This is a genomic window from Micromonospora sp. DH14, from assembly GCF_029809455.1.
Taxonomy (GTDB): domain Bacteria; phylum Actinomycetota; class Actinomycetes; order Mycobacteriales; family Micromonosporaceae; genus Micromonospora; species Micromonospora parva.
In genome coordinates, this window is sequence record NZ_JARVKT010000016.1 from 59,824 (window position 1) to 83,995 (window position 24,172).

Here is a 24,172-nt window from a genome sequence, read left to right on the forward strand (position 1 = left end):
CCGTGACCTCGGGAGACTGATATCCACAGATGCGCATGCGTCACCGCGCATCTGTGGTCGGCTACCCGCCGACCACCCCGCTCCCACGAGGAGGTCCCGTGCCACAACCGGAGTGGTCACCCCCGATGAGCCGGCGTCGACGCCGGCTCATCGCCATCCTGGCGACAACCGCGACGGTCGCCGCGCTGCTCCCCACCGGCGTGAGCACCGCGGCGCCCACCGGCGGCGCGGCGTCCGCCGAGCGCCGGTCCGGGCCGTTCGCCGAGGGGCACGTGCCCGCCGACGCCGACAACCGCACCGGTACGGCGGCACCTGACGCCCGCCAACGCGGCAAGGCCCGCGCCGTCGACCCCGACGTGCGGTGGAACCGGCTCGGCACCCCACAGGCGCTCGGCCCCGGTCGCACCCCGCTCGCCAGCGGGCTGCCCGCCGATCCGGAGGCCGCCGCCCGCGCCTACCTGGCCGCCAACCCCGACCTGTTCGGCATGGACGCCGCCACGGTGGCCACCATGGAACGGGTGCTGGTCCGGCCGATCGGCACCGGCACGGTGGTCACCCTCCGGCAACGCTTCGGCGACCTGCCCGCCGGGCCGGACGGCCTGGTCACCCTCGCGGTCGCCGACGGCGCGGTGCTCTCGGTCAGCTCCTCGCTGGCCCGCGACACCGGCACGCCGGCTCCGGCCACCCGCACACCCGAGCAGGCGTACGCCGCCGCGCTCGTCGACGCCAAGCTGACCGCCAGCGCGGTGGCCAGCCACACCATCCGCCAGGTGGCGGTGCCCACCCCGCTGGACGGACCCCGCGCCGCCTACGAGGTGACCATGATCGGGGCGGACACCGAACATCCGGCCGCGTTCACCAGCTACGTGGACGGTGAAACCGGGCAGGTGCTGGTCCGCGAGGACCTGGTCGACTACGACTCCGACAACCCGAGCTGGGCGGTCTTCCCGGCCACCCCGCCCCGCGACCTGGGCCCCGGGCAGGATCCCCGGGTGCGCTGGTGCGGCGACCCGACACCCGGCTGCCAGGCGGCCTGGCGCGACCCGGCCACCGGCCAACCGTGGGACGTCGACGCGGCCAGCGGCACGCCGACCTTCACCTCGCGCGGCAACTCGGCCAACACGGTGCTGTCCTGGGGCGCCAACACCCCGGTCGTGCCGGCCCCCACCAGCCCGGAACGCCGCTACGAGTACCCCTTCACCGACCAGTGGCACCAGGCGAAGTGCAACCCGGAGGTGTTCACCTCCGCACAGCGCAACGACGCGGACGCGTCGATCGCCAACCTCTTCGCCATGCACAACCGGATGCACGACTGGTCGTACCAGCTGGGCTTCACCGAGTCGGCGTGGAACCTCCAGGCGGTCAACCTCACCCCGTCCGGGCTGGGCGGTGACGCCGAGCAGGGCCGTGCCCAGCAGGGCGCGTTGAGCGGCAACCGGAACAACGCCAACCAGGGCACCCCGCGCGACGGGCTGCCGCCGACCACCAACATGTACCTCTGGCAGCCGCAGGCCGGCGGGCCGTACCCGCCGTGCGTGGACGGCGACTACGACATGACGGTGATCGGCCACGAGTACACCCACGCGATCACCAACCGGATGATCGCCGGCCCGGACAGCGGGATCAGCGGCCACCAGGGCGGGTCGATGGGTGAGTCGTGGGGCGACCTGCTCGCCGCCGAGTACCTCTTCCAGCACGGGCTGCGCGCACCCGGCGAGACGCCCTTCATCACCGGTGGCTACGTCACCGGCAACCTGGTCAGCGGCATCCGCAACTACGACCTGAGCCGCAGCCCGCTCAACTACTCCGACATCGGTTACAACACCGCCGGCCCGGCCGTGCACGCCGACGGGGAGATCTGGGGCGCCACCAACTTCCGGGTCCGCTCCGCCCTGGTCAAGCGGTACGGCCTCGGCACCCCGCAACGGCAGCTCGACTGCGCACTGGGGAAGGTCGCGGCGGATCAGTGCCCGGGCAACCGACGCTGGTCGCAGCTGGTCTTCGACTCGTTCCTCTTGCAGGCCGCCAGCCAGGTCAGCATGCTCGACATGCGGGACAACATGCTCACCGCCGACCTGCTCCGCTTCGGCGGCGCGAACCAGGACCTGATCTGGGCCGAGTTCGCCCGCTCCGGGATGGGCCGCGACGCCGCCACCAACGGTGCCGGCGACACCGACCCGACGCCGAGTTTCGCCTCGCCGCGCGGTGACAACGCGACGCTCACCCTGCGCCCACGGGGAGACAGCGCCGACGCGCCGATCCGCGTGTACGTGGGGGCGTACGAGGCGCGGGCCGTGCCGGTGGCCGACACCGACCCGGCGACGCCGATCCCGGACACCGTGGAGATGGTGGCCGGCACCTACGACCTGCTCGCCGTGGCCCCCGGCTTCGGGCACCAACGGCTCAGCGTGGTCGCCAAGGCCGGTCAGGACGGGTACATCGACCTGCGGATGAGCCGCAACCTCGCCTCCGCCGCGTCCGGCGCCACCGTCAGCGGTGACGGGGTCAACCTGGACCGGGTCGTCGACGACACCGAGGCGACGAACTGGGCGTCCCTCGACGGGGTCGCCGGCCGGCAGCTCACCGTGGCGCTGCCCGGGGGCACCCCGCAGACGGTCAAGCGGGTGAACGTCAGCGCCATGCTGCGCCCGGCGATCACCGGCGACGCCGACACCGGCGCGCAGAACGCGCTCACCGCGCTGCGTTCGTTCGCGGTGTCCGCCTGCAACGCGACGACCACCGACTGCGCGGACCCGGCGCGCTGGCAGCGCATCTACACCAGTGCGGCGGACGCGTTCCCCGGTGGGGCGTACCGGGCGTACAGCCGGGACATCAACCTCCGGACGTTCGCGGTACCCACCACCCTCGCCACCCACCTGCGACTCGAGGTGCTGGCGAGCCAGTGCACCGGTGGCCCGCACTACGCGGGTGAGCAGGACGACGACCCGGCCACGACGACGGACTGCGCGACCGCCAGCCCGTCCCGGAGCCAGGTCAGGATCGCCGAGTTCCAGGCGTTCGCGAAGTGACGTTCCAGGTGTTCGCGACGTGACACAGTGGGGCCGGCGGCACTCCGCCGGCCCCACCGCCTCCGATCAGCGGTGCGCCCGACGCCAGGGGTCGGCGACGGCCGGACGCTCCCAGCGCCGGTCCACCGGGGGGTCGTCGGCGTCGCCGGTCTCCCCGGCTGCGGCCCGGGTCAGCTGCCGCAACCGCAGCAGCAGCCCCACCCCGAGGAAGAGCAGCAGCCCGCCGAGCAGGAACGCGACCTGCACCACGCCGAACGCGCTGGACTGCGACACCGGGCGGTCGGCCGACGGTGGCACGGCGTCGGCCGGGTAGTCGGCGGCCGGCTCCTCCGTTGCCGCACTCTCGTCGTCGATCGGCGCGCTCGCGGATTCGGTGGGCTCCGGCGGGCTCTTCGTCGGCTTCGGCTTGCTGGTCGGGACGCCGCCCACCCCCACCACCGAGCGGGTGGCGGTCTGCCGGGCCAGCAGGCGCAGGTTGGCGTCGTACGCCTCGGCGGCGAGGGTGACCCGCCCCTGGGTGACGTCCTCGTCAAAGGCCACCCGGTAGCGGGCGGTGACCGTGCGCCCCGGGCAGAGCGTGCCCGGGTCGAGCTGCCGGTCGGTCAACCGGGCCACGTCACCCTCGGTGCGGATCTCCAGCGGAAAGTCGCCGGTCTCCTCCACCCGGTCCATCTTCACCTGGTCGAGTCGGAGGCCCTGCACGGTGAGCACCATCGACCAGCGCACCTTGGCGCACCCGCCGCGCCGGTCCGTCTGGGAGACCACCGCGGAGATCGTCCGCACCTGCTCACCGGCGGTGAACCGGCCCGGCAGGCCGCTCATCTCGGTGGTGAAGGCCGCCTGTGCCGGGGCGGCCGCCGCCAGCTCCACCCCGCTCAGACAGGCCAGCACCACCCCTGCCCGCAGTGCGTACCGCCACACCGTCACCACCGCTGTCCTCCGTTCGGTCGCCTCCACCTGGCAACGCTAGAAGCGGGACGTGGGCCGGACCAGACGGGTGTGTTCGCACCGGGCGGCAAGGACGGGGTGGGTTTTCACCGACAGTGGTGAACCGGTCACCACTCCCCCGCGACACGCCGGTAGTCGGGCCGCTGGGAGAATCACGCGGTGTCCGAGCTCTCCAGCACCTTCGTCCGGCTGCACGCGCGGCTGGCCCCGGTCCCCTTCGTGCCCGAGGTGCTGTTGCACCAGGCGGATGAGCCGATCGGGCTGTGGGAGCTGACCGAGGGCGAGTTCTCCAGTGACCGGCCGCCGCCGTTCTGGGCGTTCGCGTGGGCCGGCGGGCAGGCCCTCGCCCGCTACCTGACCGACCATCCGGAGCTGGTCGCCGGCCGCCGGGTGCTCGACCTCGCGTCCGGCTCCGGCCTGGTGGCCATCGCCGCCGCCCGCGCGGGCGCGGCGTCGGTACGCGCGGTGGAGGTGGACGAGCTGGCGGTGGCGGCGGTCGCCCTCAACGCCGAGGCCAACGGGGTACGCGTCGACGCCGAGTTCGGCGACATCCTCGACGGCGACGCCGGGGACGCCGAGGTGGTGCTCGCCGGGGACGTCTTCTACAGCGAGGCGATGGCCCGTCGGGTGCTGCGGTTCCTGCTGCGCGCCGCGCGGGCCGGCGCGCCGGCGCTGGTCGGTGACCCCGGCCGGGCGTTCCTGCCCCGGGACCGGTTCGACGAGCTGGCCGCGTACGACGTGCCGGTGCCGGAGGCGTTGGAGAGCGTGCGGGTGAAGCGCACCACCGTCTGGCGGCTGCGGACCGGGCTACCGGGGGCCTCCGGCTAGCGTGTCCGGGTGCTGTTCCGCAGCTGGGCGCAGGTGGCCGACCCCGCATGGCCGGACGTGGCCCGGGTGCCGGACCACGTCGGCGGCACCCATCTGGTCGTGACCCGGCACGCGCTGGTCCGCCAGGTCCTCGCCGACCCGGTCACCTACCGGCCGGACAACGCCCTGGACGCGGTGACGCCGATGCCGGTGACCGCGCTGCGGGTGCTCGCCGGGCACCGGTTCCGGCTGCCGCCGACCCTGGCGAACAACTCGGGCGACAGCCACCCGCAGATCCGGGCGATCGTCGCTGCGGCGTTGCATCCCACCCGGGTCGCCGCGCAGCGGCAGTGGCTCACCACGCTGGTCCGGGACCGGGTCGCCCGGCTCGGCACCGCGCTCGACGCCGGCGCGCCGGTCGACCTGTACGCGGACCTCGCCGCCGACCTACCGCTGCTGGTGCTGGCCCGGCTGGTCGAGCTGCCGGACGCGCCGGTGGCGGCGGTCAAGGAGTTCGCCCGCGCCGCGCTGGAGTTGTTCTGGGCACCGCTGGACGCCGACCGGCAGGTGGCGCTCGCCGAAGAGGTGGGCCGGTTCCACCACGTACTGCGGGACTTCGCGGCCGTCGGTGGCGGTCTGGCCGCCGAGCTGCGCGCGGCCGGGCACCCGCCGGACGTGGTGGTGGGCGCGCTGTTCTTCCTGTTGGTCGCCGGGCAGGAGACCACCTCGCAGTTCCTCACCCTGCTGCTGCACCGGCTGGCCGGCGAGCCCGCGGTGCGGGCCGGGCTGCGCACCGGTGCGGTGGCGGTGGCCGACGTGGTGGAGGAGGGGCTGCGGCTGGAACCACCGATCGTCACCTGGCGACGGGTGGCCGCGACGGAGAGCACGCTGGGCGCGACGGTGGTACCGGCGGGCAGTAGCCTGGTGCTGTGGCTGGGCCGCGCCGGTCGGGATCCAGCGGTGGTGGAGTCGCCCGACGAGTTCCGTCCGGGCCAGCGGGGGTCACGCCGACACCTGGCATTCGGGGCGGGCGCGCACCGCTGCGTCGGGGACGTGCTGGCGCGGATGGAGGCGGCGGTGGTGGTGGCTGAGGCGGCGCCGCTGCTGGACGGGGTGACGGTGCTCCGTCCGCCCTGGTGCCCGGACAATCTCACCTTCCGGATGCCGGACGCGTTCGTGGTCCGCCGCCGCGGCACTGTCACCGGGCTGACCGGATCCTGACACCAACTCGGTATGTTTCCGGGCGTGTCAGCCACCCCCACCCGTCGGATCCCTGCTGTCGTCACGCTTCTGGCCCTGCTGGCGTTGGCCGGCTGCGCGGTCGGCCCCGGCCACCCGGCCCACGCCCGGCAGGTCACCGCCGCCGAGGCGACCCCGTCCGCGTCCGCCGCGACCCCGTCGGTGTCGCCGTCGGTGACAGCGAAACCCGCGTTCAAGAGCCTGGCCTGGTACGTGTCCCAGGTGCCGACCTTTCCCGAGGCGCCGCTGCCGCAGCCGGTGCCGCTGCCGGCGACCGGTTCGGCCCCGTTCTGGCACCGTCTGCCGACCGACCAGAAGGTCGCCTTCATCACCATCGACGACGGTGGGTTGGCCCGCCCACCGGGGGTGATCGACTTCATCTGGGAGGCGCGCATCCCGGTCACCATGTTCCTCAACTCGCCGGCGGCGGCCGAGCACACCGACTACTTCCGGCAGATCGAGGCGGTGGGCGGGGTGGTGGAGAACCACACCATCGCGCACAACTCGCTGGCCGGCCGGTCGTACGACTACCAGCGGCAGGAGATCTGCGGTGCCGCCGACCGGCTGGAGGGGCTGTTCGGCAAGCGGCCCACCCTGTTCCGGCCACCGTTCGGCGAGCATGACAGCACCACGCTGAAGGCCGCGCACGACTGCGGCGCGAAGGCCGTCTTCCACTGGACGGAGACCGTCCACGAGGGAAAGGTGCGCTACCAGACCCCGGAGAAGGTGGTCCAACCCGGCGACGTGCTGCTGATGCACTTCCGGCCGGCACTGATGGACGACCTGCTCGCGGCGTTGAAGGCGATCCACCGGGCCGGGCTCACCCCGGCGCTGCTGGAGCAGTACGTACGGTGATCAGCCCGCCAACGACCTGACGAAGGTCGGGGGTGGGTGGTGCCGTTCGGGCGCGGTGCGGCGGCAGCCCGCCCGCCTAGCGTCAGCGCATGATCACATTACGTGGGTTGACGAAACGGTTCGGGTCGACAGTCGCTGTCGACGCGCTGACCGTCGACATCGCGCCCGGCCGGGTCACCGGTTTCCTCGGCCCCAACGGCGCCGGCAAGTCCACCACCATGCGGATGGTCCTCGGGCTGGACCGTCCCACCGCCGGGCAGGCGCTGGTCGGCGGGCGCGCGTACCGGGAGTTGCGCCGGCCGCTGCACGAGGTGGGCGCGCTGCTCGACGCCCGGGCCATCCACCCGGCCCGGTCCGGCCGGGCGCACCTGCGGGCCATGGCGCACAGCAACGGCATTCCGATCCGTCGGGTCGACGAGGTGTTGGACACCGTCGGGCTGGACGGACGGGCCGCCGGCAAGCCGGGTCGGACGCTCTCCCTCGGCATGGGCCAACGGCTCGGCATCGCCGGCGCGCTGCTCGGCGACCCGCCGGTGCTGATGTTCGACGAGCCGGTGAACGGCCTCGACCCGGACGGGGTGCGCTGGGTGCGGCACCTGATGCGGTCACTCGCCGACGAGGGGCGCACCGTCTTCGTCTCCAGCCACCTGATGAGCGAGATGCAGCTCACCGCCGACCAGCTCGTGGTGATCGGCCGGGGACGGCTGCTCGCCGACGCGCCGATCGGCGAGGTGATCGCCCGCGGCACCGTCGCGGTCCGGGTCCGCAGCCCGCACCCGGACGGCCTGGCCGCCCTCGCCACGCGCCTCACCGCCGCCGGGGCGGGCGTCGAGGCGGCCGACCGCAACGAGCTGACCGTCACCGGCGTCACCGCGGACCAGGTCGGCGACCTGGCCCACGAGCTGGGGGTACGCCTGCACGAGTTGAGCGCGCAGGCGGCGTCGCTGGAGCAGGCGTTCATGGAGCTGACCGCCGACAGCGTCGAGTACGCCGGGGGTGCGGCGCGATGAGCACCATCAGCCGGCACGGCGTCGTGGCCGCCGAGTGGACCAAGCTCTCCTCCGTCCGAAGCACCTGGTGGACGGCGCTGGCCGGGCTGCTGGTGATGGCGGCCAGCGCCGGGCAACTGGCCATCTACGCGGCGAACGACAACACCAACGACGACCCGACCGACGACCGGGGGATCGTCACCGTCGGCAGCGTGCTGATCGACTCGGTCGAGCTGACCCAGTACGTGGTGCTGGCGCTGGGTCTGCTCGCGATCACCGCGGAGTTCACCAGTGGCACCATCCGGACGACGTTGCAGTGCACCCCGTCCCGCGGTCGGGTGCTGCTGGCCAAGGCCGCTGTCGCCGGCGCCGTCACCTTCGCGCTCGGGTTGCTGCTCGGCGGCGTCGGCGCGCTGGTCGCCCGGCCGGTGCTCGGCGAGTGGGGCAGCGCCCCGGCCGCCGGCACGATCGGCGACATCGTGGCGGTGGCGGCCTACCTGGCGCTCATCGGCGTCCTCGCGCTGGGCCTCGGCGCGGCGCTGCGCAGCGCGGTGCTCACCCTCACCGTGCTCCTCGCCACCCTGATGATCGTGCCGCTGTCGCTGCAGGAGCCGGACATCGATGTGCTGAACCGGATCGCCGACGTGTTCCCCGGCGTGGCCGGCGGGCACTTCCTGGCCGGCGACACCGAGCCGTACCCACCAGTGGTCGGGCTGCTCGTGCTCGCCGGGTGGGCTGGCGCCGCGCTGCTGCTGGGCCGGTCCGCGCTGCGCCGCCGCGACGCCTGAGACCCGCGCGCTGAGCGGGGGCCGACCGGCCCCCGCTCAGCCGTCGACCAACCCCGCCTCGTACGCGAGGATCGCCGCCTGCACCCGGTTGCGCACATCCAGTCGGGTGAAGATGCTGGTCAGGTAGCTCTTCACGGTGCCCTCCACGAGGTGCAGCCGGCGGGCGATCTCGGCGTTGGACAGGCCCGCCCCGACCAGGGCCAGCACCTCCCGTTCCCGCTCGGTCAGCCCGGCCGTACGGTCCCGGGCCGCCGGCCGGCGGGCCAACCGCCCGGCCCCCAGCTCGATCACCCGGCGGGCCACGGTCGGCGACAGGTACGCCCCGCCGTCGGCGACGGCGTGCACACCGGCGATCAGCTCACGCGGGTCGCCGGCCTTGAGCAGGAACCCGCTGGCACCGTGCCCGAGCGCCCGTGCCACGTGGTCGTCCTCGCCGAACGTGGTCAGCATGATCGTCGACGTGTCCGGCACGACCCGGCGGATCTCGGCGGCGGCGGCCAACCCGTCCAGTCGCGGCATCCGGATGTCCAGTAGCGCGACCCGGGGTCGGTGGGCCCGGACCAGCTCCACCGCCGCGTGCCCGTCGCCGGCCTCGGCGACCACCTCGATGCCGGGGTCACTCGCGAGGATGGCCCGGACACCGGCCCGGATCATCGCCTCGTCGTCGGCCAGCACGACCCGGATCGGCGGCGCCCCCGTCGTGTCGGTGTCCACTACGCGATCCACTCCTTGCTGACCAGCCGGTCATCGGTGAAGCAGAGTCGCCAGGTGGGCTCCGCGAGGGGGAAGTTGCCGTCGGTGTAGTACTCGCAGCCGGCCCGGTCGGTGGCGGCGGGGCGTTCCAACTGCCGCCGGGGCAGCCCGACCAGCTCCGACCGGGGCGCGCCGACGCGCAGCTGGTCGAAGGTGGCCCGGTCCAGCACCGTGCCGGCGGTCGCCACCGGGTAGTAGACGAACGAGAGCACCAGGGCGAAACCGACAGGTGCGACGAGCGCCACCAGCAGACTGCGCCGGACCCGCCGCCGGGCGTCGTGCAGCCGCCGCTCGGCGTCCACCGGCCCCTCCGCCGGACCGGGTCGCTCGTCGGAGGACGCCGTCGGCCCGACCTCCACGGTTGACCCGATCGCCTCTGGCGTCGGCGCGGTGGCCGGCAACACCGCCCGTACCGCGAAACCGCCCTCGGCCCGGTGGCGGGCCGCAAGCGTCCCGCCGGCGAGACGGACCCGCTCGGCGAGGGCGAGCAGCCCACTGCCCTGCGACGGCGGGGCGGGCAGCGGGCCGGCCGACGGGGCGTCGTTGACGACTGTCACCTCAACCCGGTCACCGTCGCGGGTGAGGCGGACGTCGACCGGCGCGCCGGGCGCGTACCGGGCCGCGTTGGTCAGCGCCTCACGGACGATCCGGTGCGCCGCGTGAGCGGTCATCGCCGGCAGCTGCGCCACCGCCGGGGCGGCGTCCAGCCGCACCGCCATGCCGGCCTCCCGGGCACCGTCGACCAGGTCGGCGACGGTCTCCCCACTCGGACGCAGCGACGCGCCACCCTCCTCGCGGAGCACGCCGATGATCTCGTGCAGTCGCTCGGTGGCCGTGGAGACGCTGGCCCGCAACTCGCTCGCCGCGGTCCGGTGCTTGTCGTCCAGGTCCGCGGCGACCTCCAGGGCGGCGGCGCGCAACGCGATCAGGCTGAGGTCGTGACCGAGCGAGTCGTGCATCTCCCCGGCGATCCGAGCCCGCTCCCGCAGCCGGATCCGCTCGGCGGCACCGCGCTGCTCGCGGGTCAGCGCGTCGACGTGCCGGCGACCCGCCTCCGCGAGCTCCTGCTGCTGGCGGCGGTACCGGCCCACCAGCCAGGGGAAGACGGCGGCGAAGAGCAGCACCGAGGCGAGCAGGAACCAGGTGGCCGCGCCGGCACCGAGCAGCCCCAGGTTGAGCACAGTGCCACCGGCCGTGATCAGTACGAAGACCATGATCGACGGACCCACGGTGGCGCTGCGCCGCCCGGCGAGATAGCTGAAGACCGGAATGGCGAACAGGAAGTTGCCGTCGACCAACGACCCGAGCACCACCAGCACCAGGGAGACCAACGGCTGACGTCGGCTCGCCACCACCGCCGCGGTGAGCACCAGCAGGTTGCCGACCAGCAGCGGCAAGGCGTACCGCGAATAGGGCGGGCTGATCCCGGCGTAGCCGACCGGGGCAGCCACCACCGCCCAGAGCAGCACGTCCAGCAGCAGGCGACGCCGCCGGTGCGGCCAACCCGGCGGCGCGGAGTGGAGGATCCGCACGGCGGCCAGGCTACCCACGCGCACCAGGCCCGGACACCGACGAAAGTCAGGTGTTCGGCAGCTCTCCCGCCGCGACCTGCCAGTCATCGACCCGCCTTTGGATGAGCGAGCTAATCTAAACGGTGCGGGTTCGCCCGACGGACAGCGCGGAAGGAGACGCTCGATGGGTAGATCGTCACGTGCCGACGCGGCGAAGCATCGCGAAGAGGTGGTGGCCGCGACATCCCGGCTCCTGCGGGAGCGCGGCGCGGCCGGGGTGAGCGTGCAGGACCTCATGGCGGCGGCAGGGCTCACCCACGGCGGCTTCTACAAGCACTTCAGCTCGAAGGAAGAGCTGGTGGGCATCGCCACCGGGACCGCGCACCACGAGATCCAGAGCTTGCTGGACAAGCTCCTCGGCGAGTTCCCGGACCGGACCGAGGCCCGCGCCGAACTCCTCGCCCAGTACCTCGCCGCCACCCACCGCGACTCGCCGGGCGACGGGTGCTCCATCACGGCGCTGGCCTCCGACGCCGCCCGAGGGCCGACCGAAGGACCGCTGCGGAAGGCGTACGTGGCCGGGCTGGAGTCCATTCTCGGCCAGGTCGCCGAGTACCAGGACGCGGAGGGCGAGGAGGCCCGTCGGCGGGCGATCGTCGATCTGACGTCGATGGTCGGGGCGCTCACCCTGGCCCGGGCGACGAGTGGGACACCACTGTCGGACGAGATCCTCGACGTCGTCCGCGACGCCCTCACGCGGTAGGTCAACCCCGCTCGATCCAGAGCCCGGCCGGCGACCACCGCCCCGAGGCTCGGTTGCCGCGCGCCCCCGCCGCTTCGCCCGCACAGCTGAGATTTAGATTACGTAGCCAATCTTACTGCCCGTGATAGATTATGTTTGTCATCTAAACGAGCGGTCGGGGTTCGCCCAGATGGCGAGCGCCCCGGGAATGCGCCGAACCCGGCGGGCCGCCGACCTCAGCTGGATCGATCCGAACGGGAGAAGAACCATGTCAATGCTCACCGCGCCCAACCAGACCGTGCAGGCCGACAGCGGGACGACCTACACATACCGGCGATTCGGCAAGGCAGGTGGCACGCCGGTGGTCTTCCTGCAGTGCTTCCGGGGCAACATCGACATCTGGGACCCGGCACTGGTGGACGACATCGCCGCCGAGCGCGAGGTCATCCTCTTCGACGCCAGCGGGGTCGGCGGATCGACCGGGCAGGTGCCCACGACCGTACGGGAGTTCGCCCGGGACGCCATCGCGTTCATCGACGCGCTCGCGTTGACCACCGTCGACCTGTTCGGCTTCTCACTGGGCGGATTCGTCGCACAGAGCGTCGTCCTGCAGCGCCCCTACCTGGTGCGTCGGCTCATCCTCGCCGGCACCGGGCCGCAGGGTGGACGTGGCTTCCACGCCTGGTCCGAAGAGACCCGCGGACACGCCTACCGGGAGGCACAGGACGCCGAGGACCTGCTCTACCTCTTCTTCGCCCCGACCGAGGAGAGCCGGGCCAAGGGCATGGAGTACGTCGGGCGCATCTTCACCCGCCAGGAGGACCGCGACGCCCCCACGACACTCGCCGTACGGGACGCGCAGGCCGAGGCCATCGCCGACTGGGGCATCCCCAGCGCCGCCATGCTCGACCGGCTGGCCGCGATCCAGCAGCCCACCCTGGTGGCGAACGGCAACCACGACATCCTGGTGCCCACCGCCAACTCGTACCTGCTCGCCGGGCACCTGCCGAACGCCGAGCTGATCATCTACCCGAACGCGAACCACGGGTTCCTCTTCCAGTACCCGCACGAGTTCGCCGGCGAGGTCAACCGGTTCCTGTCCGCCGCGTGACCACAGCCGCCGCGCTCCGACGTCCGGAGCCCTCCGCGCTCTGACCTCCGGCATCCCCGGTTGCGGGCCGACCACGGCCGGCAACCGGGGCGGAGCCCGGCCCGCCCGGACACCGACGGTCAGGTGTTCAGCTGCTCTCCTCGGCCCAGACCCGCCAGTCGTCGAGCACGCCGTGCAGGGCCGGGGTGAGCCAACCCGGCGCGGACCGCCGGAACACACCCGGATCCATCGCCCCCGCGCCGTCGGGCAGCGCACCGAGCAGGTTCGGCACCATGTCGGTCAGATTGGTCCAGTGCACCAGCTCCGGCCTGGTCGGCCAGGCACCGATCACCACGCCGGCCGGCACCGCCCGACGGTCCAGCGCCTCCAGCGTCAACGCGGTGTGGTTGAGCGTGCCCAACCCGGCGCGGGCGACCACCACCGCCGGCGCGCCGAGCGACACCGCCAGGTCGGCCATCGTCCACGGCTCACCCGACGGCCGCAGCCCCATCGGCACCAGCAACCCACCCGCGCCCTCGACCAACACCAGGTCGTGCTTGTCCGCCTCCGCACGCACCGCGTCCACCGCCGTGTACAACTCCAGCGGCGGCAGGTCGGCCACCCGCGCGGCGGCCAACGGTGCCAGCGGATCCGGATAACTCGCCAACGTCCGACCGGTCAACGGCGCAGCCAAGCGGTTGACCGAGTCCACGTCACCGGGCTCACCACCGGCCGTACCGGTCTGGCCCGGTTTGATCACCGCCACCCGCAACCCGGCCGCCTGCGCGGCGGCCGCGATCGCCGCGGTCACCACCGTCTTGCCGACCTCGGTGTCCGTCCCGGTCACCAGCACCGGCCCCGCCCACCCGGTCACGGCGACGTGTCCACAATGACGTCCAGCGCCCGCTCGAACGCCGCGCGCGGCACCCCCGCGCTGACAGTGAGGCGCAGGCGGGAACGGCTGTCCGGGGTGGACGGCGGCCGGAAACAACCCACCGCGACGCCCCGGTCCCGGCAGTCGGCGGCCCAGTCGGTCGCCGCCTCCGGCCCGGGGGCGGTCACCGAGATCACCGCCGCGTCCGGGGCGGAGACGGTCAACCCGGCCGCGCGCAGGCGACCGACCGCCAGCGCCACCCGGTCGGACAGCTCGGCGCGCAGGTCGTCGCCGGCCCGGGCGAGCCGCAATGCGGCGTGCACACCGGCGGCGACCGCCGGCGGCAGTGCCGTGTCGAAGATGAACGTGCGCCCGGTCTCGATCAGGTGCCGGACGAACTCGGCCGGGCCGGCGACGACACCACCCGCGCCACCGAGCGCCTTGGACAGGGTGGCGGTGACCACCACGTCCGGCTCGCCGGCCAGCCCGCTGGCCGCGACCGCGCCCGCGCCGGCCGGGCCGGTGAGGCCGAGCGCGTGCGCGTCGTCGACCAGCAGCAACGCGCCGTGCCGGCGGGCCACGGAGTGCAGCCGAGCCAGTGGGGCGAGGTCCCCGTCGACCGAGAAGATCGACTCGGTCACCACCACCGCCGGACGACCGGGAGCGGACGCCAGCGCGGCGGCGACCGCGTCCACGTCGGCGTGCGGGGTGACCACCGTCTCGGCGCCGGAGAGGCGGCAACCGTCGATCAGCGACGCGTGGTTGTGCGCGTCGGAGACGAGCAGCGTCCGAGGTTGGACGAGCGCCCGCAGCGCACCGAGGTTGGCCAGGTAGCCGGAGGAGAAGACCAGGGCGCCGTCGGTGCCCAGCCAGCGGGCCAGGTCCTCCTCCAGCGCCCGGTGCGCGTCGGTGGATCCCCGCACCAGGCGCGACCCGGTCGCCCCCAGCCCGTACGCCGAGAGTGCCGCCGTGGCCGCGGCGGTGACCTCCGGGTGGGTGGCCAGGCCGAGATAGTCGTTGCCGGCCAGATCGGTCATCTGGTCGTCGGCCGGACGCGGACGCAGCCGCCGGGTGAGCCCGGCCTTCGCCCGCAGCTCGGCGCGGCGGTCGAGCGCCGCGAGCCAGTCCGCCACCGTCACCCTCCCCCGCTTGCCTGCCGGTCAGCCCGACACCCGCCGGGCGAAATTACCACCCGCAGCCACCGGCCCGACGATTCCACTCGGTGTGCGCTGCCGACCGGGCTGCCAGGTCATTCCGGCTGATCGGAGAGCCGAGGCCTGCGCCAAGCCCCCGGTCGGCCTGCGACGGAGTCCAGGCGGCGACCGGGGGCTTTGGCACCGGCCTAGTAGGGTACGAGCCATGCCAGAGATCCTCGACCAGGCCCGGACCCAGGTCCTGGGTGACGGTGTCGGCCTCGATCAGGCCGGCGTCCTCGCCGTGTTGAACCTGCCCGACGAGCACCTGCCCGCCGCCCTCCAGCTCGCCCACGAGGTGCGGATGCGCTGGTGCGGCCCGGAGGTCGAGGTCGAGGGGATCGTTTCGCTCAAGACCGGCGGCTGCCCGGAAGACTGCCACTTCTGCTCGCAGTCGGGCCTGTTCACCTCACCGGTGCGCTCGGTCTGGCTGGACATTCCGTCGCTGGTCGAGGCGGCGAAGCAGACCGCCGCGACCGGGGCTACCGAGTTCTGCATCGTCGCCGCTGTCCGCGGTCCGGACGCCCGGCTCATGAAGCAGATGCGCGAGGGTGTCGCCGCCATCAAGGCGGCCGTCGACATCCAGGTCGCCGCGTCGCTGGGCATGCTCACCAAGGAGCAGGTCGACGACCTGGTCGACATGGGCGTGCACCGATACAACCACAACCTGGAGACCTGCCGGTCGTACTTCCCCAACGTGGTGACCACCCACTCGTGGGAGGAGCGCTGGGAGACGCTGCGGATGGTTCGCGACTCCGGCATGGAGGTGTGCTGCGGCGGCATTCTCGGCCTCGGCGAGACCGTCGAGCAGCGGGCCGAGTTCGCCGCGCAGCTCGCCGAGTTGAATCCGCACGAGGTGCCGCTCAACTTCCTCAACCCGCGCCCCGGCACCCCGCTGGGTGACCGGCCGGTGGTCGAGGGCAAGGACGCGCTGCGGGCCATCGCCGCGTTCCGGTTGGCCATGCCGCGCACCATCCTGCGGTACGCCGGTGGTCGTGAGATCACCCTCGGCGACCTCGGCACCCGCGACGGTCTGCTCGGCGGCATCAACGCGGTGATCGTCGGCAACTACCTGACCACGCTGGGTCGGCCGGCCACTGCCGACCTGGAGCTGCTCAACGAGCTGAAGATGCCGGTCAAGGCTCTCTCCGCCACGCTGTGACGACCATGACGACCACCGAGCTGTGGTGCGACCGGTGCGGTGAGGCGGCGACGGCCACCGCCCACCCGGGCTGCGCGTCGGCCCGCCAGTTGGAGCCGCCCCGGTTCTGCCAGCACTGCCGACGTCGGATGAAGGTGCAGGTGCTGCCGGTGGGCTGGTCGGCGGTCTGCGTCGAGCACGGCGAGATCCGGGGCTGAGCCGGTGCTGCGCGGGCGGGCGGTGACCCTACGACCGGCGATGGCCGCGGACGTGCCGGCCCTCACGGCGATCCGGGCCGACCCGGAGGTACGCCGGTGGTGGCGGGGCGGCGACGACCTGGCCGATTCGGTGCGCGCCGACCTCGCCGACGACGACCTGCACGTGTACGCGATCGAGCACGACGGCCGGGTGATCGGCGCGATCCAGTGGTACGCCGAGTCCGACCCGGACTACCGGCACGCCAGCCTGGACGTCTTCCTCGACCCGGCGGTACGCGGTGCCGGCCTCGGCGGTGACGCCATCCGCACCCTGGCCCGACACCTGATCGACGAGTACGGCCACCACCGCTTCACCATCGATCCGGCGGCGGCGAACAGCGCCGCCATCCGGGCGTACGCGAAGGTCGGTTTTCGGCCGGTGGGGGTGCTGCGCCGCTACGAGCGCGGCGCGGACGGCCGCTGGCACGACGGCCTGTTGATGGACCTGCTCGCCGACGACCTGGTGGAGTGAGCGCGAGCCGCCGGGTCAGCGGCGCCGCGGCATCCGCCGGTTGGCGCCGGTGGCGGATCGCCCACCCCGGTCGCAGATCGTGGACAGTTACCGTCCAGCACGAACGTAACTGTCCACGATCTCGAACGCGGAGCGGGTCAGGCGATGGCGCAGGTGGTGTTGTTGACGGTGAAGGCGGTCGGCTTCGGGTTGCTGCCGTTGTGGTTCCCGTTGAAGCCGAAGCTCACCGACGCGCCCGGCGCGATCGTGCCGTTGTAGGACAGGTTCGTGGCGGTGACCGCCACCCCGGTCTGGCTGACCGTCGCCGACCAGCCCTGGCTGACGGTCTGCCCGCTGGCGAAGCTGAACCGCAGGGTCCAGCCGTTGATCGCGGTGGTGCCGGTGTTGGTGATCGACACGTTGGCGGTGAAGCCGGTGCTCCAGTCGGTGGTGGCGTACGCCACCGAGCAGGTGCCGCCGACCGGCGGGGCCGCGGTGGTCACCGCGACCGGCGCGGACGCCGCGGAGGTGTTGCCCGCCGCGTCGACCGCCACCACGTAGAACTGGTAGGCGGTCGAGGCGGTCAGCCCGGTCACCGCGACAGTGGTGCCGGTGGGTGAGCCGACGAGCGCGTCGGTGGCGCCGGCCTCGCGGTAGACCCGGTAGCCGGTGACGCCCACGTTGTCGGTGGACGCCGCCCAGTTCAGGGTGAGTCCGGTCGCGGTGACCGCCGAGGCGACGGGGGTGCCGGGCGCGGTCGGCGCGGTGGTGTCCGGTGCCGGTCCGGCCGGCGTGGTGACGCTGAGGGCGGCAGACGACGCCGACCGGTTGCCGGCGCCGTCGAGGGCCCGCACGGTGAACTGGTACGTCCGCTCCGGCAGCAGCCCGGTCACCGCGAGCGTGTTGGTGGTGGCGGTCCGCAGCACCAGCGCGTCGCTGCCGGTCTGCGACTGGGTGATCTCGTAGCCGGCCAGGCCGCTGCCGCCCGTGTCGGCGGACGCCGCCCAGGTCAGCGTGAGTCCGCTCGACGTGACGGCGGACGCGACGGGTGTGCCGGGGACGGTCGGCGCGGTGGTGTCCGGGACGACCGGTCCCGGCTCCTCGCCCCAGACGCGGGTGGTGCCGGAGTACAGCGGCACCTTCCGGTTCGGCCCGGCGGTGGCCTGGTACGACGGGTCGTTGGTCGGGTCCCAGGTGCCGCCCTCCGGCACGCCCACCTTGAACTGGACCTCCATCCGGTGCTGCGACTGACCCGCCGGGGCGATGGTGTACCCGGTGCAGTCCACCTCGACGTACCAGATGTCCCCGCTGAACTGCTTGGCCGTGGTCGGGGACGGGCAGCCCTGGGTGTAACCGGCGGTCACCTGCACCGGGCCGGTGCCGTCGGGCCGGAAGTAGTACCGGAACTTCCCGTCGGTCAGCGCACGGGCCGGGAACGCGGACTTGTTGTAGACCATCACCTTGAGCCCGGTGGCCCGCGGTTCGGCCTGTGCCACGGTGGTCTCGACGGTCAGCTCGTCGATGTCCGGCGTCTCGGCGACCGGGAAGTTCGCCAGCGGCGTGCCGCCGTACTCGGAGGTCAGCCGGACCAGCGCGGACGTGAAGCCGGCGTTGTAGTCGGTGGCCACCTCGTTCATCACGTAGTCCGACCGGCTGTCGCTGTACGCGTCGTTGGCCGAGGACGGGCCGCCGACCAACGCGCCGTAGAGGGTGTGCCGGGTCTCGACGGGCACGGTCTGGCTGTCCCACCAGGAGCCGTGCGCGGTGCGGTGGTGCGGGTTCTTCGGGGAGTTGGCGCCGAACCCGATGACGTAGCTGGAGTTGCGCGGGTTGTCGCCGAGCGCGTAGTTGATCTGCCGGACGGCGAAGTCGTGGTAGCGCGCCTTACGGGTGGTGTCGGTGGTCTTGTCGCTGTAGACCAGCGCGGCGAAGGAGGTGTTCGCGGCGTAGCGCAGCGCGCCCCAGGAGTCGAGCACCGCCATCCCGCCCGGCGAGTACGGCACCCGCTGCCCGTTCACCCCGACGGTCCAGTAGTCCAGCCACCGGTTGGCGTCGTCGACGTACTTCTGCTTGCCGGTCAGGTTGGCCAGCAGCACGTACGCCCCGAACTGCTTGTTGTCCCAGGCGATGGTCCACTTGTAGGAGCGGGTGGTGGTCTGGTTCTCGGTGCCGAGCTTGTCGTACTCGCTCTCGGCCTTGGTCAGGTAGCTGGCCTCGCCGGTGGCCCGGTGCAGCCAGATCGCGGCCCAGACCAGCTCGTCCTGCCAGCCGCTCCAGGACCGGTAGAAGCTCGTGGCGTCGGTGATGCACTCGTGGTAGGCCTTCCGCACCGTGTCGGCGAAGGTGTAGAGCTGCCGGGCGTGCCCGAGTAGCTTGTCCGCGTAGGCGGCGTCGGTGGGCCGGAACACCATCGAGGAGGCGGCCATCGCGGCCGCCGTCTCCCCCGCCAGGTCCGCGCCGCCACAGCTCGCATCGATCTTGTACGCGGGCCGCGCCATCGGCATCACCTCGGCCGGACCCCACCACTTGTGGTCGTCGTCGCCCTTGCCGACCTGTCCGTAGAGGACGTTGGCCGACGGGTGCGCCTTGATGAAGTAGTCGTTGACGAAGCGCAGGTTGTTGAGCAGGTGCGGCAGTTGCCCGGACGAGGTGTAACCGCTGCGGTACTCGACGGCGCCCCAGGCGAGCATGGTGGCGCTGAACGCCATCGGGAAGCCGAACTTCACGTGGTCGCCGGCGTCGTACCAGCCGCCGGTGAGGTCGACACCCGCGCCGGCGCCGTCGGTGAGCGCGCTGTCTCCGCGCCAGGAGACCCGGTTCCAGTCGGGCAGCCGGCCGGACTGCTGCGCCTCGTAGAAGAGCAGCGACTTCTGCAACGCCTCGGCGTAGTTGTAGGTCGCCGCCGGCGCGGCGGAGGCGGGCGCGGACGGCGGCGCGATCACCGCGAGGGACGCGCCGGTGAGCAGCGCGACGCCGATGGCCAGCAGTCGCCGTGGCCAGGGCTGGTCGGCGGCCGGTGACCGGCCGGGCTGGCCGCTGAACGGCCGGGTCAGGTGGCGCATGGCGGGCTCCTGTCGGAGGCGCCGCCGGCGGTCGCACCGACGCGGGACGGCGTACGGGCGGCACGGCCACCGGCGACAGCGGGGTGGCGGTGTGACCATAGGCCGTGGAAGCGCTCCCATGGATAGTCGACAATGTAATGGTCGGGTCGTCGGTTGGGAAGCCTGCCGGCCGGGGCGCCGCCGCGCGCGGCGGTCGCGTACTCGCGGGTAACCACTGCAGACCATTTCACACCATCGATTCCTATCTATAGACAGTCATCGTTTCCGCAGCTCACCGCCCACTCCCCCGAAAAGATCCTCACGCCGTTCGGACGCGTCGACGGCCAGCCAGACAAACGTACTGTTGCTGACCCACTACCAGGCGCGAGACAGTACCGACCATCAGCGGTGCCGTCGACGCCGCCGCTCCCCGGTCAAACCCTGAGGAGAAGCGATGGCACTACGACTCGCCGACGGCACCGCCTGGACCGACATCCTGGCCCGCGCGGTGGCCGCCACCCCGGAGGCGTTCGGCCCCCAGGTCGACGGCGTCACCACACTGCACAACCTGGTCGAAGGCGAATGGCGGGCGGTCGGCCAACCCGCCGCGGTCCGTACCCCGGTGGACAACACCGTCCTGGTCAACCTGCCCCGCCTCGACGCCGACACCGCCCGCGCCGCCGTCGCACACGCGGCCGCCGCGCACCGGGCCTGGGCGCAGACCCCGCTGGCCGACCGCAAGGCCCGGGTCGCCGACGCCCTCGACTCGCTCACCGCCCACCGCGACCTGCTCGCCCTGCTGCTGGTCTGGGAGATCGGCAAGCCGTGGCGGCTGGCCTGCGCCGACGTGGACCGGGCGCTCGACGGCGTCCGCTGGTACGCGGGCGAGATCGACCGGATGCTCGCCGACGGTCGCGAGCCGCTACCCGGACCGGTCAGCAACATCGCGTCGTGGAACTACCCGATGAGCGTCCTGGTGCACGCCGAGCTGGTGCAGCTCCTGGCCGGCAACGCGGTCATCGCCAAGACCCCGTCGCAGGGCGGCGCGGTCTGCCTGACCGTCGCGCACGCGCTGATGCGCCGGGCCGGGCTGCCCGCCACCCTCGTCTCCGGCAGCGGCGCCGAGCTGTCCGAGGTGCTGGTCCGGGCACCCGAGATCGGCGCGGTGGCGTTCGTCGGCGGCCGGTCCAACGGCGGCAAGGTGGCCGCCGCGCTGCTCGACAGCGACAAGCGGCACTTCATCGAACAGGAAGGCCTCAACGCCTGGGGCATCTGGAACTTCTCCCAGTGGGACCTGCTCGCCACCCACCTGAAGAAGGGCTTCGAGTACGGCAAGCAGCGCTGCACCGCGTACCCCCGGTTCGTGGTGCAACGCGACCTGGTCGACGAGTTCCTCGACATGTACCTGCCGGTCGTCCGCTCGGTCCGCTTCGGTCACCCGCTCGCCGTCGGCGACGACTGGGCCGCCGGTGACCCGCTGCCCGGACTGGACTTCGGTCCGCTGATCAGCGCCGCCAAGGCCGAGGAGCTGCACCGCAAGGTCGACGAGGCGATGCGGGGCGGCGCGATTCCCCTGCACCGGGGCAAGCTCACCGGCGCACCGTTCCTCCCCGGGCAGGACACGTCCGCGTACGTGGCGCCGTCGGTGCTGCTCGCCCCGCCCGGCCGGTCCCGGCTGATGCACGCCGAACCGTTCGGGCCGGTCGACACCATCGTCGTGGTGGACACCACCGACGAACTGCTGGCCGCCATGAACGCCTCCAACGGCGCGCTCGTCGCCTCGCTGGCCTGCGACGACACCGACGAGGCCGGCAAGCTCGCGGTGGACCTGCAGGCGTTCAAGGTGGGCATCAACAAGTCACGCTCACGCGGTGACCGGGACGAACCGTTCGGCGGTCGGGGCGCCTCCTGGAAGGGCGCGTTCGTCGGCGGTGACCTGCTGGTGCAGGCCGTCACCGTCGGGGGCGACAGCCGGCTCTACGGCAACTTCCCCGACTACAGCAGCTACCCCGCCACCTGATCGAGGTGCGCGGCGAGGGCCCTCCGTCGACAGGCCGGGGGGCTCTCGCCGCGACGTGCCGTTGACGTACCGTCCAGTGATGGCCATGATCGCGCAACTCTCGCTGGGTGTGTCCGACGCGGACCGGGCGGGGGCATTCTGGGCCGCCGCCCTCGGCTATCGCCGACGCCCGCCCCGACACCCCGGCGACGAGTGGATCGTCCTGGAGCCGCCGCCCGGAATGCCCGGCGCTGCCATCGCGATGGACGTCAGCGACAGCCCGGCCGAGGAGTTCCCCCGCGTCCACCTCGACCTGGACGCCGGTGAACGCACCCTCGACGAGGAGGTCGACAGGCTCCTGACCCTCGGCGCCCAGCCTGTCGACTGGCGGCACTACCCGACCGATCCACTCCCGAGCGAGCCGCCGTACGTGGTGCTCGCCGACCCGGAGGGCAACCGGTTCTGCGTGTCGGGTCGGCGCGAACCGCCCGGGGACCCCCGCTAGCCGCCCGGTACGGTCACCGCGGCCGGGGCGGCGAGCGGCACGGTGCAGCTGAGCACTGTGCCGTCGCGCTCGGTTGCGGCGGGCCGGTCCAGCCGACGCAGGGTACGCAGCATCGGGGTGTTCTCGGCCTGCACATGCAGCACCAGCGCCGCGTAGCCGGCCGCGTCGGCGTGCCGCACCAGCCGGCGCAGCAACGCCGAACCGAGCCCCCGCCGCTGCCAGTCGTCGCGCACCAGCAGCGCCACCTCGGCCTCGTCGCCCTCGCCGAGCAGGTTCGCCATGGCGACCACCGACTCCGCCGCGCTGTCGGCGGCCACCGTCGTGGCCAGCAGGGTCAACCCCCGGCCCGGCTCCAGCATCCGGCGCAGCCGGGCCGGCTGGGGCAGCGACGCTCCGCCCAGATAACGCCGCTGCCGGCTTCGCGGGGAACAACCCTCGTGCAACTCCAGAACGCCCGACAGGTCGTCCGCGCACGCCGGCCGGACGGCCACCTCCGCGCCGTCGGGCAGCACAAGCGTGACCTGTTCGGCGGCCCGCCGCGCCATCGTGGCGGCCAACTCGACGAGGGCCTGCGCCCGGGCGTACTCCGCCGGGGTGAACGCGGGCGCGGTGCGGTGCAGCGCGAACGAGCCACCCGTCGGGTCGGCGAGCGCCATGTCGGTGCCGGTGACGCCCCGCTCGACGTCCGTCGACGTCGGTCGCCAACTCACCGAGTCGGCGCCGAGCAGCGTCCGCAGGGCCTCACCTGTCGAATCCGGGTCCCGCACCAGCCGGTTGGCGAGACCGAGCATCCGGGTGGGCTGGTCGACAAGGCCACGCGCCTCGCTGCGCGCCACCCAGCAGTCCCGCCCACGACCACGCTCGACGGCCGCGACCAGTTCGGCCTCGTCGAGCGTGTCCGGTGCGTCCACCAGGAAGTCGTCCACCGCGCCCCGCTCGGTGGGCTGCACCTGCACGGTGAGGATGTTGACCCCGCGCAGCGCGAGGCTGGCCGTGAGCACCGACAGGTAGCCGGGACGGTCGTCCACCGTCGCTCGGATCCGCCACAACGTCATGGTTGGCTCCCTTCCCCGGTAAGAGCCTCACCCCGGCCTGTTGCCGCCCGGTTGCCCGGCGGTGTCGGCCCGGGAACTCCTCGGGCCGCTCAGGGGCCGGCGACCACCGGCGGCGCGCCGACGAGATCGAGTCGGTCACCGAGGATCACCGCGCAGGCCCGGACGAGCTGGGTGAGCCGATCCACCTCGGTGCTGTGGAACCCCGCGGCGGAGAGGGTCTCGCTGCGCTCGCGGGCCACCACCAGCACCAGGCCCGCCCGGCCGAACGGCGCGATCGCGTGGTGAGTGCCGTCGGGTGTGGTCATCGACCGGCCGCGCAGCGGCGTCACCTCCGGCAACCGCAGGGGTACGGGAGCCCGCCAGCTCGCGTGCCCCACCGTCGCCCCGCCACCTCCGGACCGCGAGGCCCAGTCGACCGGCACCACCGCCGCCACCGCCCAGTCGGCCGCCAGCAGCCCCGGGACCGCGTCGACAAGGGTGGCCAACCCGTCGGCCGGGTTGGCCGCGACCTGGGCCAAAAGCTCCGCGTCCTGCCCGGTGGTGGTGGGCGCGCCGATCGCCCGCCACACACCGTCCACCCGCACCCCCGGTATCGCCGCGAGCCCAGCCAGCAGCCGCTCCACCCGTGCCGCGCCCGGCCAGACGACAGTGAAGTCGTCCACCGCGCGCCCGCCGAGCCGTTCGAGAACCACCACCTGGACGATGTCCGCCCCAGAGACGCCCAACGTGCGGGCGACCTGGCCGAGGGTGCCCGGACGGTCCGGCAGGGTGACCCGAACTCGCAGCAACATGTCTGTCCCTCCGCTCGGCGGGCCGGCGAAAGGAGCCGCCGGCAGGCTGCTCCCAGCCTGGTCGTTGACCATTTCGTCCCTGTTGCAGGGGCATGTCCCGAGCGGAAATTCGCC

General features: G+C 73.0%; 21 protein-coding genes. 13 read left to right on the forward strand and 8 right to left on the reverse strand.

Going from position 1 to position 24,172, the window contains the following annotated elements; translation table 11 throughout:
- Positions 1-98 precede the first annotated feature (98 nt).
- A complete protein-coding gene (locus QCZ28_RS21115) occupies positions 99-3,029 on the forward strand; it encodes a M36 family metallopeptidase (RefSeq protein ID WP_279518253.1) in 2,931 nt (976 codons plus the stop codon).
- Positions 3,030-3,095: 66 nt separating this feature from the next.
- On the opposite strand, the gene QCZ28_RS21120 is transcribed toward QCZ28_RS21115, so the two are convergent.
- The gene (locus tag QCZ28_RS21120) at positions 3,096-3,986 is read right to left on the reverse strand and encodes a hypothetical protein (protein ID WP_279518254.1); all 891 of its coding nucleotides are present in this window, start codon (positions 3,984-3,986) and stop codon (positions 3,096-3,098) included.
- Between the two features lie 150 nt (positions 3,987-4,136).
- On the opposite strand from QCZ28_RS21120, the gene QCZ28_RS21125 reads away from it, so the two are divergent.
- From QCZ28_RS21125 to QCZ28_RS21145, 5 genes are all read left to right on the forward strand, one after another.
- Entirely contained in the window at positions 4,137-4,805 is a 669-nt protein-coding gene (locus tag QCZ28_RS21125; RefSeq protein WP_030336114.1) for a 50S ribosomal protein L11 methyltransferase, read from the forward strand.
- A 9-nt stretch (positions 4,806-4,814) separates the two neighbouring features.
- On the forward strand, positions 4,815-6,005 hold the full coding sequence (locus QCZ28_RS21130) for a cytochrome P450 (protein WP_279518255.1): 1,191 nt from the start codon (positions 4,815-4,817) through the stop codon (positions 6,003-6,005).
- 24 nt (positions 6,006-6,029) lie between these two features.
- On the forward strand, positions 6,030-6,878 hold the full coding sequence (locus QCZ28_RS21135) for a polysaccharide deacetylase family protein (protein ID WP_279518256.1): 849 nt from the start codon (positions 6,030-6,032) through the stop codon (positions 6,876-6,878).
- An 89-nt stretch (positions 6,879-6,967) separates the two neighbouring features.
- Positions 6,968-7,888, forward strand: a complete 921-nt coding sequence (locus tag QCZ28_RS21140; protein WP_279518257.1) for an ATP-binding cassette domain-containing protein — start codon at positions 6,968-6,970, stop codon at positions 7,886-7,888.
- Positions 7,885-8,655: an ABC transporter permease subunit gene (locus QCZ28_RS21145; RefSeq protein ID WP_279518258.1), complete on the forward strand. Its 771-nt coding sequence runs from the start codon at positions 7,885-7,887 to the stop codon at positions 8,653-8,655. Before QCZ28_RS21140 ends, QCZ28_RS21145 begins: the two co-directional genes overlap by 4 nt.
- A gap of 36 nt (positions 8,656-8,691) precedes the next feature.
- Here the strand turns inward: QCZ28_RS21145 and QCZ28_RS21150 are convergent, their stop codons facing one another.
- Together QCZ28_RS21150 and QCZ28_RS21155 are read right to left on the reverse strand one after the other, a co-directional pair.
- A complete protein-coding gene (locus QCZ28_RS21150) occupies positions 8,692-9,369 on the reverse strand; it encodes a response regulator transcription factor (protein ID WP_279518259.1) in 678 nt (225 codons plus the stop codon).
- On the reverse strand, positions 9,369-10,940 hold the full coding sequence (locus QCZ28_RS21155) for a histidine kinase (RefSeq protein ID WP_279518260.1): 1,572 nt from the start codon (positions 10,938-10,940) through the stop codon (positions 9,369-9,371). The genes QCZ28_RS21150 and QCZ28_RS21155 overlap by 1 nt, the downstream gene beginning before the upstream one ends.
- A gap of 163 nt (positions 10,941-11,103) precedes the next feature.
- On the opposite strand from QCZ28_RS21155, the gene QCZ28_RS21160 reads away from it, so the two are divergent.
- Complete coding sequence (locus QCZ28_RS21160) at positions 11,104-11,682, forward strand: TetR/AcrR family transcriptional regulator (protein ID WP_279518261.1); 579 nt, start codon at positions 11,104-11,106, stop codon at positions 11,680-11,682.
- A gap of 247 nt (positions 11,683-11,929) precedes the next feature.
- Positions 11,930-12,772 (forward strand): alpha/beta hydrolase, encoded by an 843-nt coding sequence (locus QCZ28_RS21165; RefSeq protein ID WP_279518262.1) that lies wholly within the window; start codon positions 11,930-11,932, stop codon positions 12,770-12,772.
- Positions 12,773-12,899: 127 nt separating this feature from the next.
- On the opposite strand, the gene bioD is transcribed toward QCZ28_RS21165, so the two are convergent.
- Positions 12,900-13,604, reverse strand: coding sequence for a dethiobiotin synthase (gene bioD, locus QCZ28_RS21170; RefSeq protein ID WP_279518312.1), 705 nt, complete (start codon positions 13,602-13,604; stop codon positions 12,900-12,902).
- A gap of 17 nt (positions 13,605-13,621) precedes the next feature.
- Complete coding sequence (locus QCZ28_RS21175) at positions 13,622-14,758, reverse strand: 8-amino-7-oxononanoate synthase (RefSeq protein ID WP_279518263.1); 1,137 nt, start codon at positions 14,756-14,758, stop codon at positions 13,622-13,624.
- Between the two features lie 226 nt (positions 14,759-14,984).
- Here QCZ28_RS21175 and bioB point away from each other — a divergent pair, with 226 nt between their 5' ends.
- Genes bioB through QCZ28_RS21190 form a run of 3 tightly spaced genes read left to right on the forward strand, consistent with a single transcriptional unit; the run spans position 14,985 to position 16,688 of the window.
- Positions 14,985-15,980 (forward strand): biotin synthase BioB, encoded by a 996-nt coding sequence (gene bioB / locus QCZ28_RS21180; protein WP_279518264.1) that lies wholly within the window; start codon positions 14,985-14,987, stop codon positions 15,978-15,980.
- Between the two features lie 5 nt (positions 15,981-15,985).
- Complete coding sequence (locus QCZ28_RS21185; protein WP_030336135.1) at positions 15,986-16,177, forward strand: hypothetical protein; 192 nt, start codon at positions 15,986-15,988, stop codon at positions 16,175-16,177.
- A 4-nt stretch (positions 16,178-16,181) separates the two neighbouring features.
- Complete coding sequence (locus QCZ28_RS21190) at positions 16,182-16,688, forward strand: GNAT family protein (RefSeq protein WP_279518265.1); 507 nt, start codon at positions 16,182-16,184, stop codon at positions 16,686-16,688.
- Positions 16,689-16,825: 137 nt separating this feature from the next.
- Here QCZ28_RS21190 and QCZ28_RS21195 read toward each other — a convergent pair whose 3' ends face one another.
- Positions 16,826-19,729: a glycoside hydrolase family 9 protein gene (locus tag QCZ28_RS21195; protein WP_279518266.1), complete on the reverse strand. Its 2,904-nt coding sequence runs from the start codon at positions 19,727-19,729 to the stop codon at positions 16,826-16,828.
- A gap of 433 nt (positions 19,730-20,162) precedes the next feature.
- Here QCZ28_RS21195 and QCZ28_RS21200 point away from each other — a divergent pair, with 433 nt between their 5' ends.
- Both QCZ28_RS21200 and QCZ28_RS21205 read left to right on the forward strand, forming a co-directional pair.
- Entirely contained in the window at positions 20,163-21,728 is a 1,566-nt protein-coding gene (locus QCZ28_RS21200) for an aldehyde dehydrogenase family protein (protein ID WP_279518267.1), read from the forward strand.
- A 79-nt stretch (positions 21,729-21,807) separates the two neighbouring features.
- On the forward strand, positions 21,808-22,212 hold the full coding sequence (locus QCZ28_RS21205; protein ID WP_279518268.1) for a VOC family protein: 405 nt from the start codon (positions 21,808-21,810) through the stop codon (positions 22,210-22,212).
- Here QCZ28_RS21205 and QCZ28_RS21210 read toward each other — a convergent pair.
- Positions 22,209-23,267: a GNAT family N-acetyltransferase gene (locus QCZ28_RS21210; RefSeq protein ID WP_279518269.1), complete on the reverse strand. Its 1,059-nt coding sequence runs from the start codon at positions 23,265-23,267 to the stop codon at positions 22,209-22,211. The genes QCZ28_RS21205 and QCZ28_RS21210 overlap by 4 nt on opposite strands.
- An 89-nt stretch (positions 23,268-23,356) precedes the next feature.
- Positions 23,357-24,058 carry an amino acid-binding protein gene (locus QCZ28_RS21215; protein ID WP_279518270.1) on the reverse strand — a complete coding sequence of 234 codons (702 nt, stop codon included), beginning with the start codon at positions 24,056-24,058 and terminating at the stop codon, positions 23,357-23,359.
- Positions 24,059-24,172: the final 114 nt, after the last annotated feature.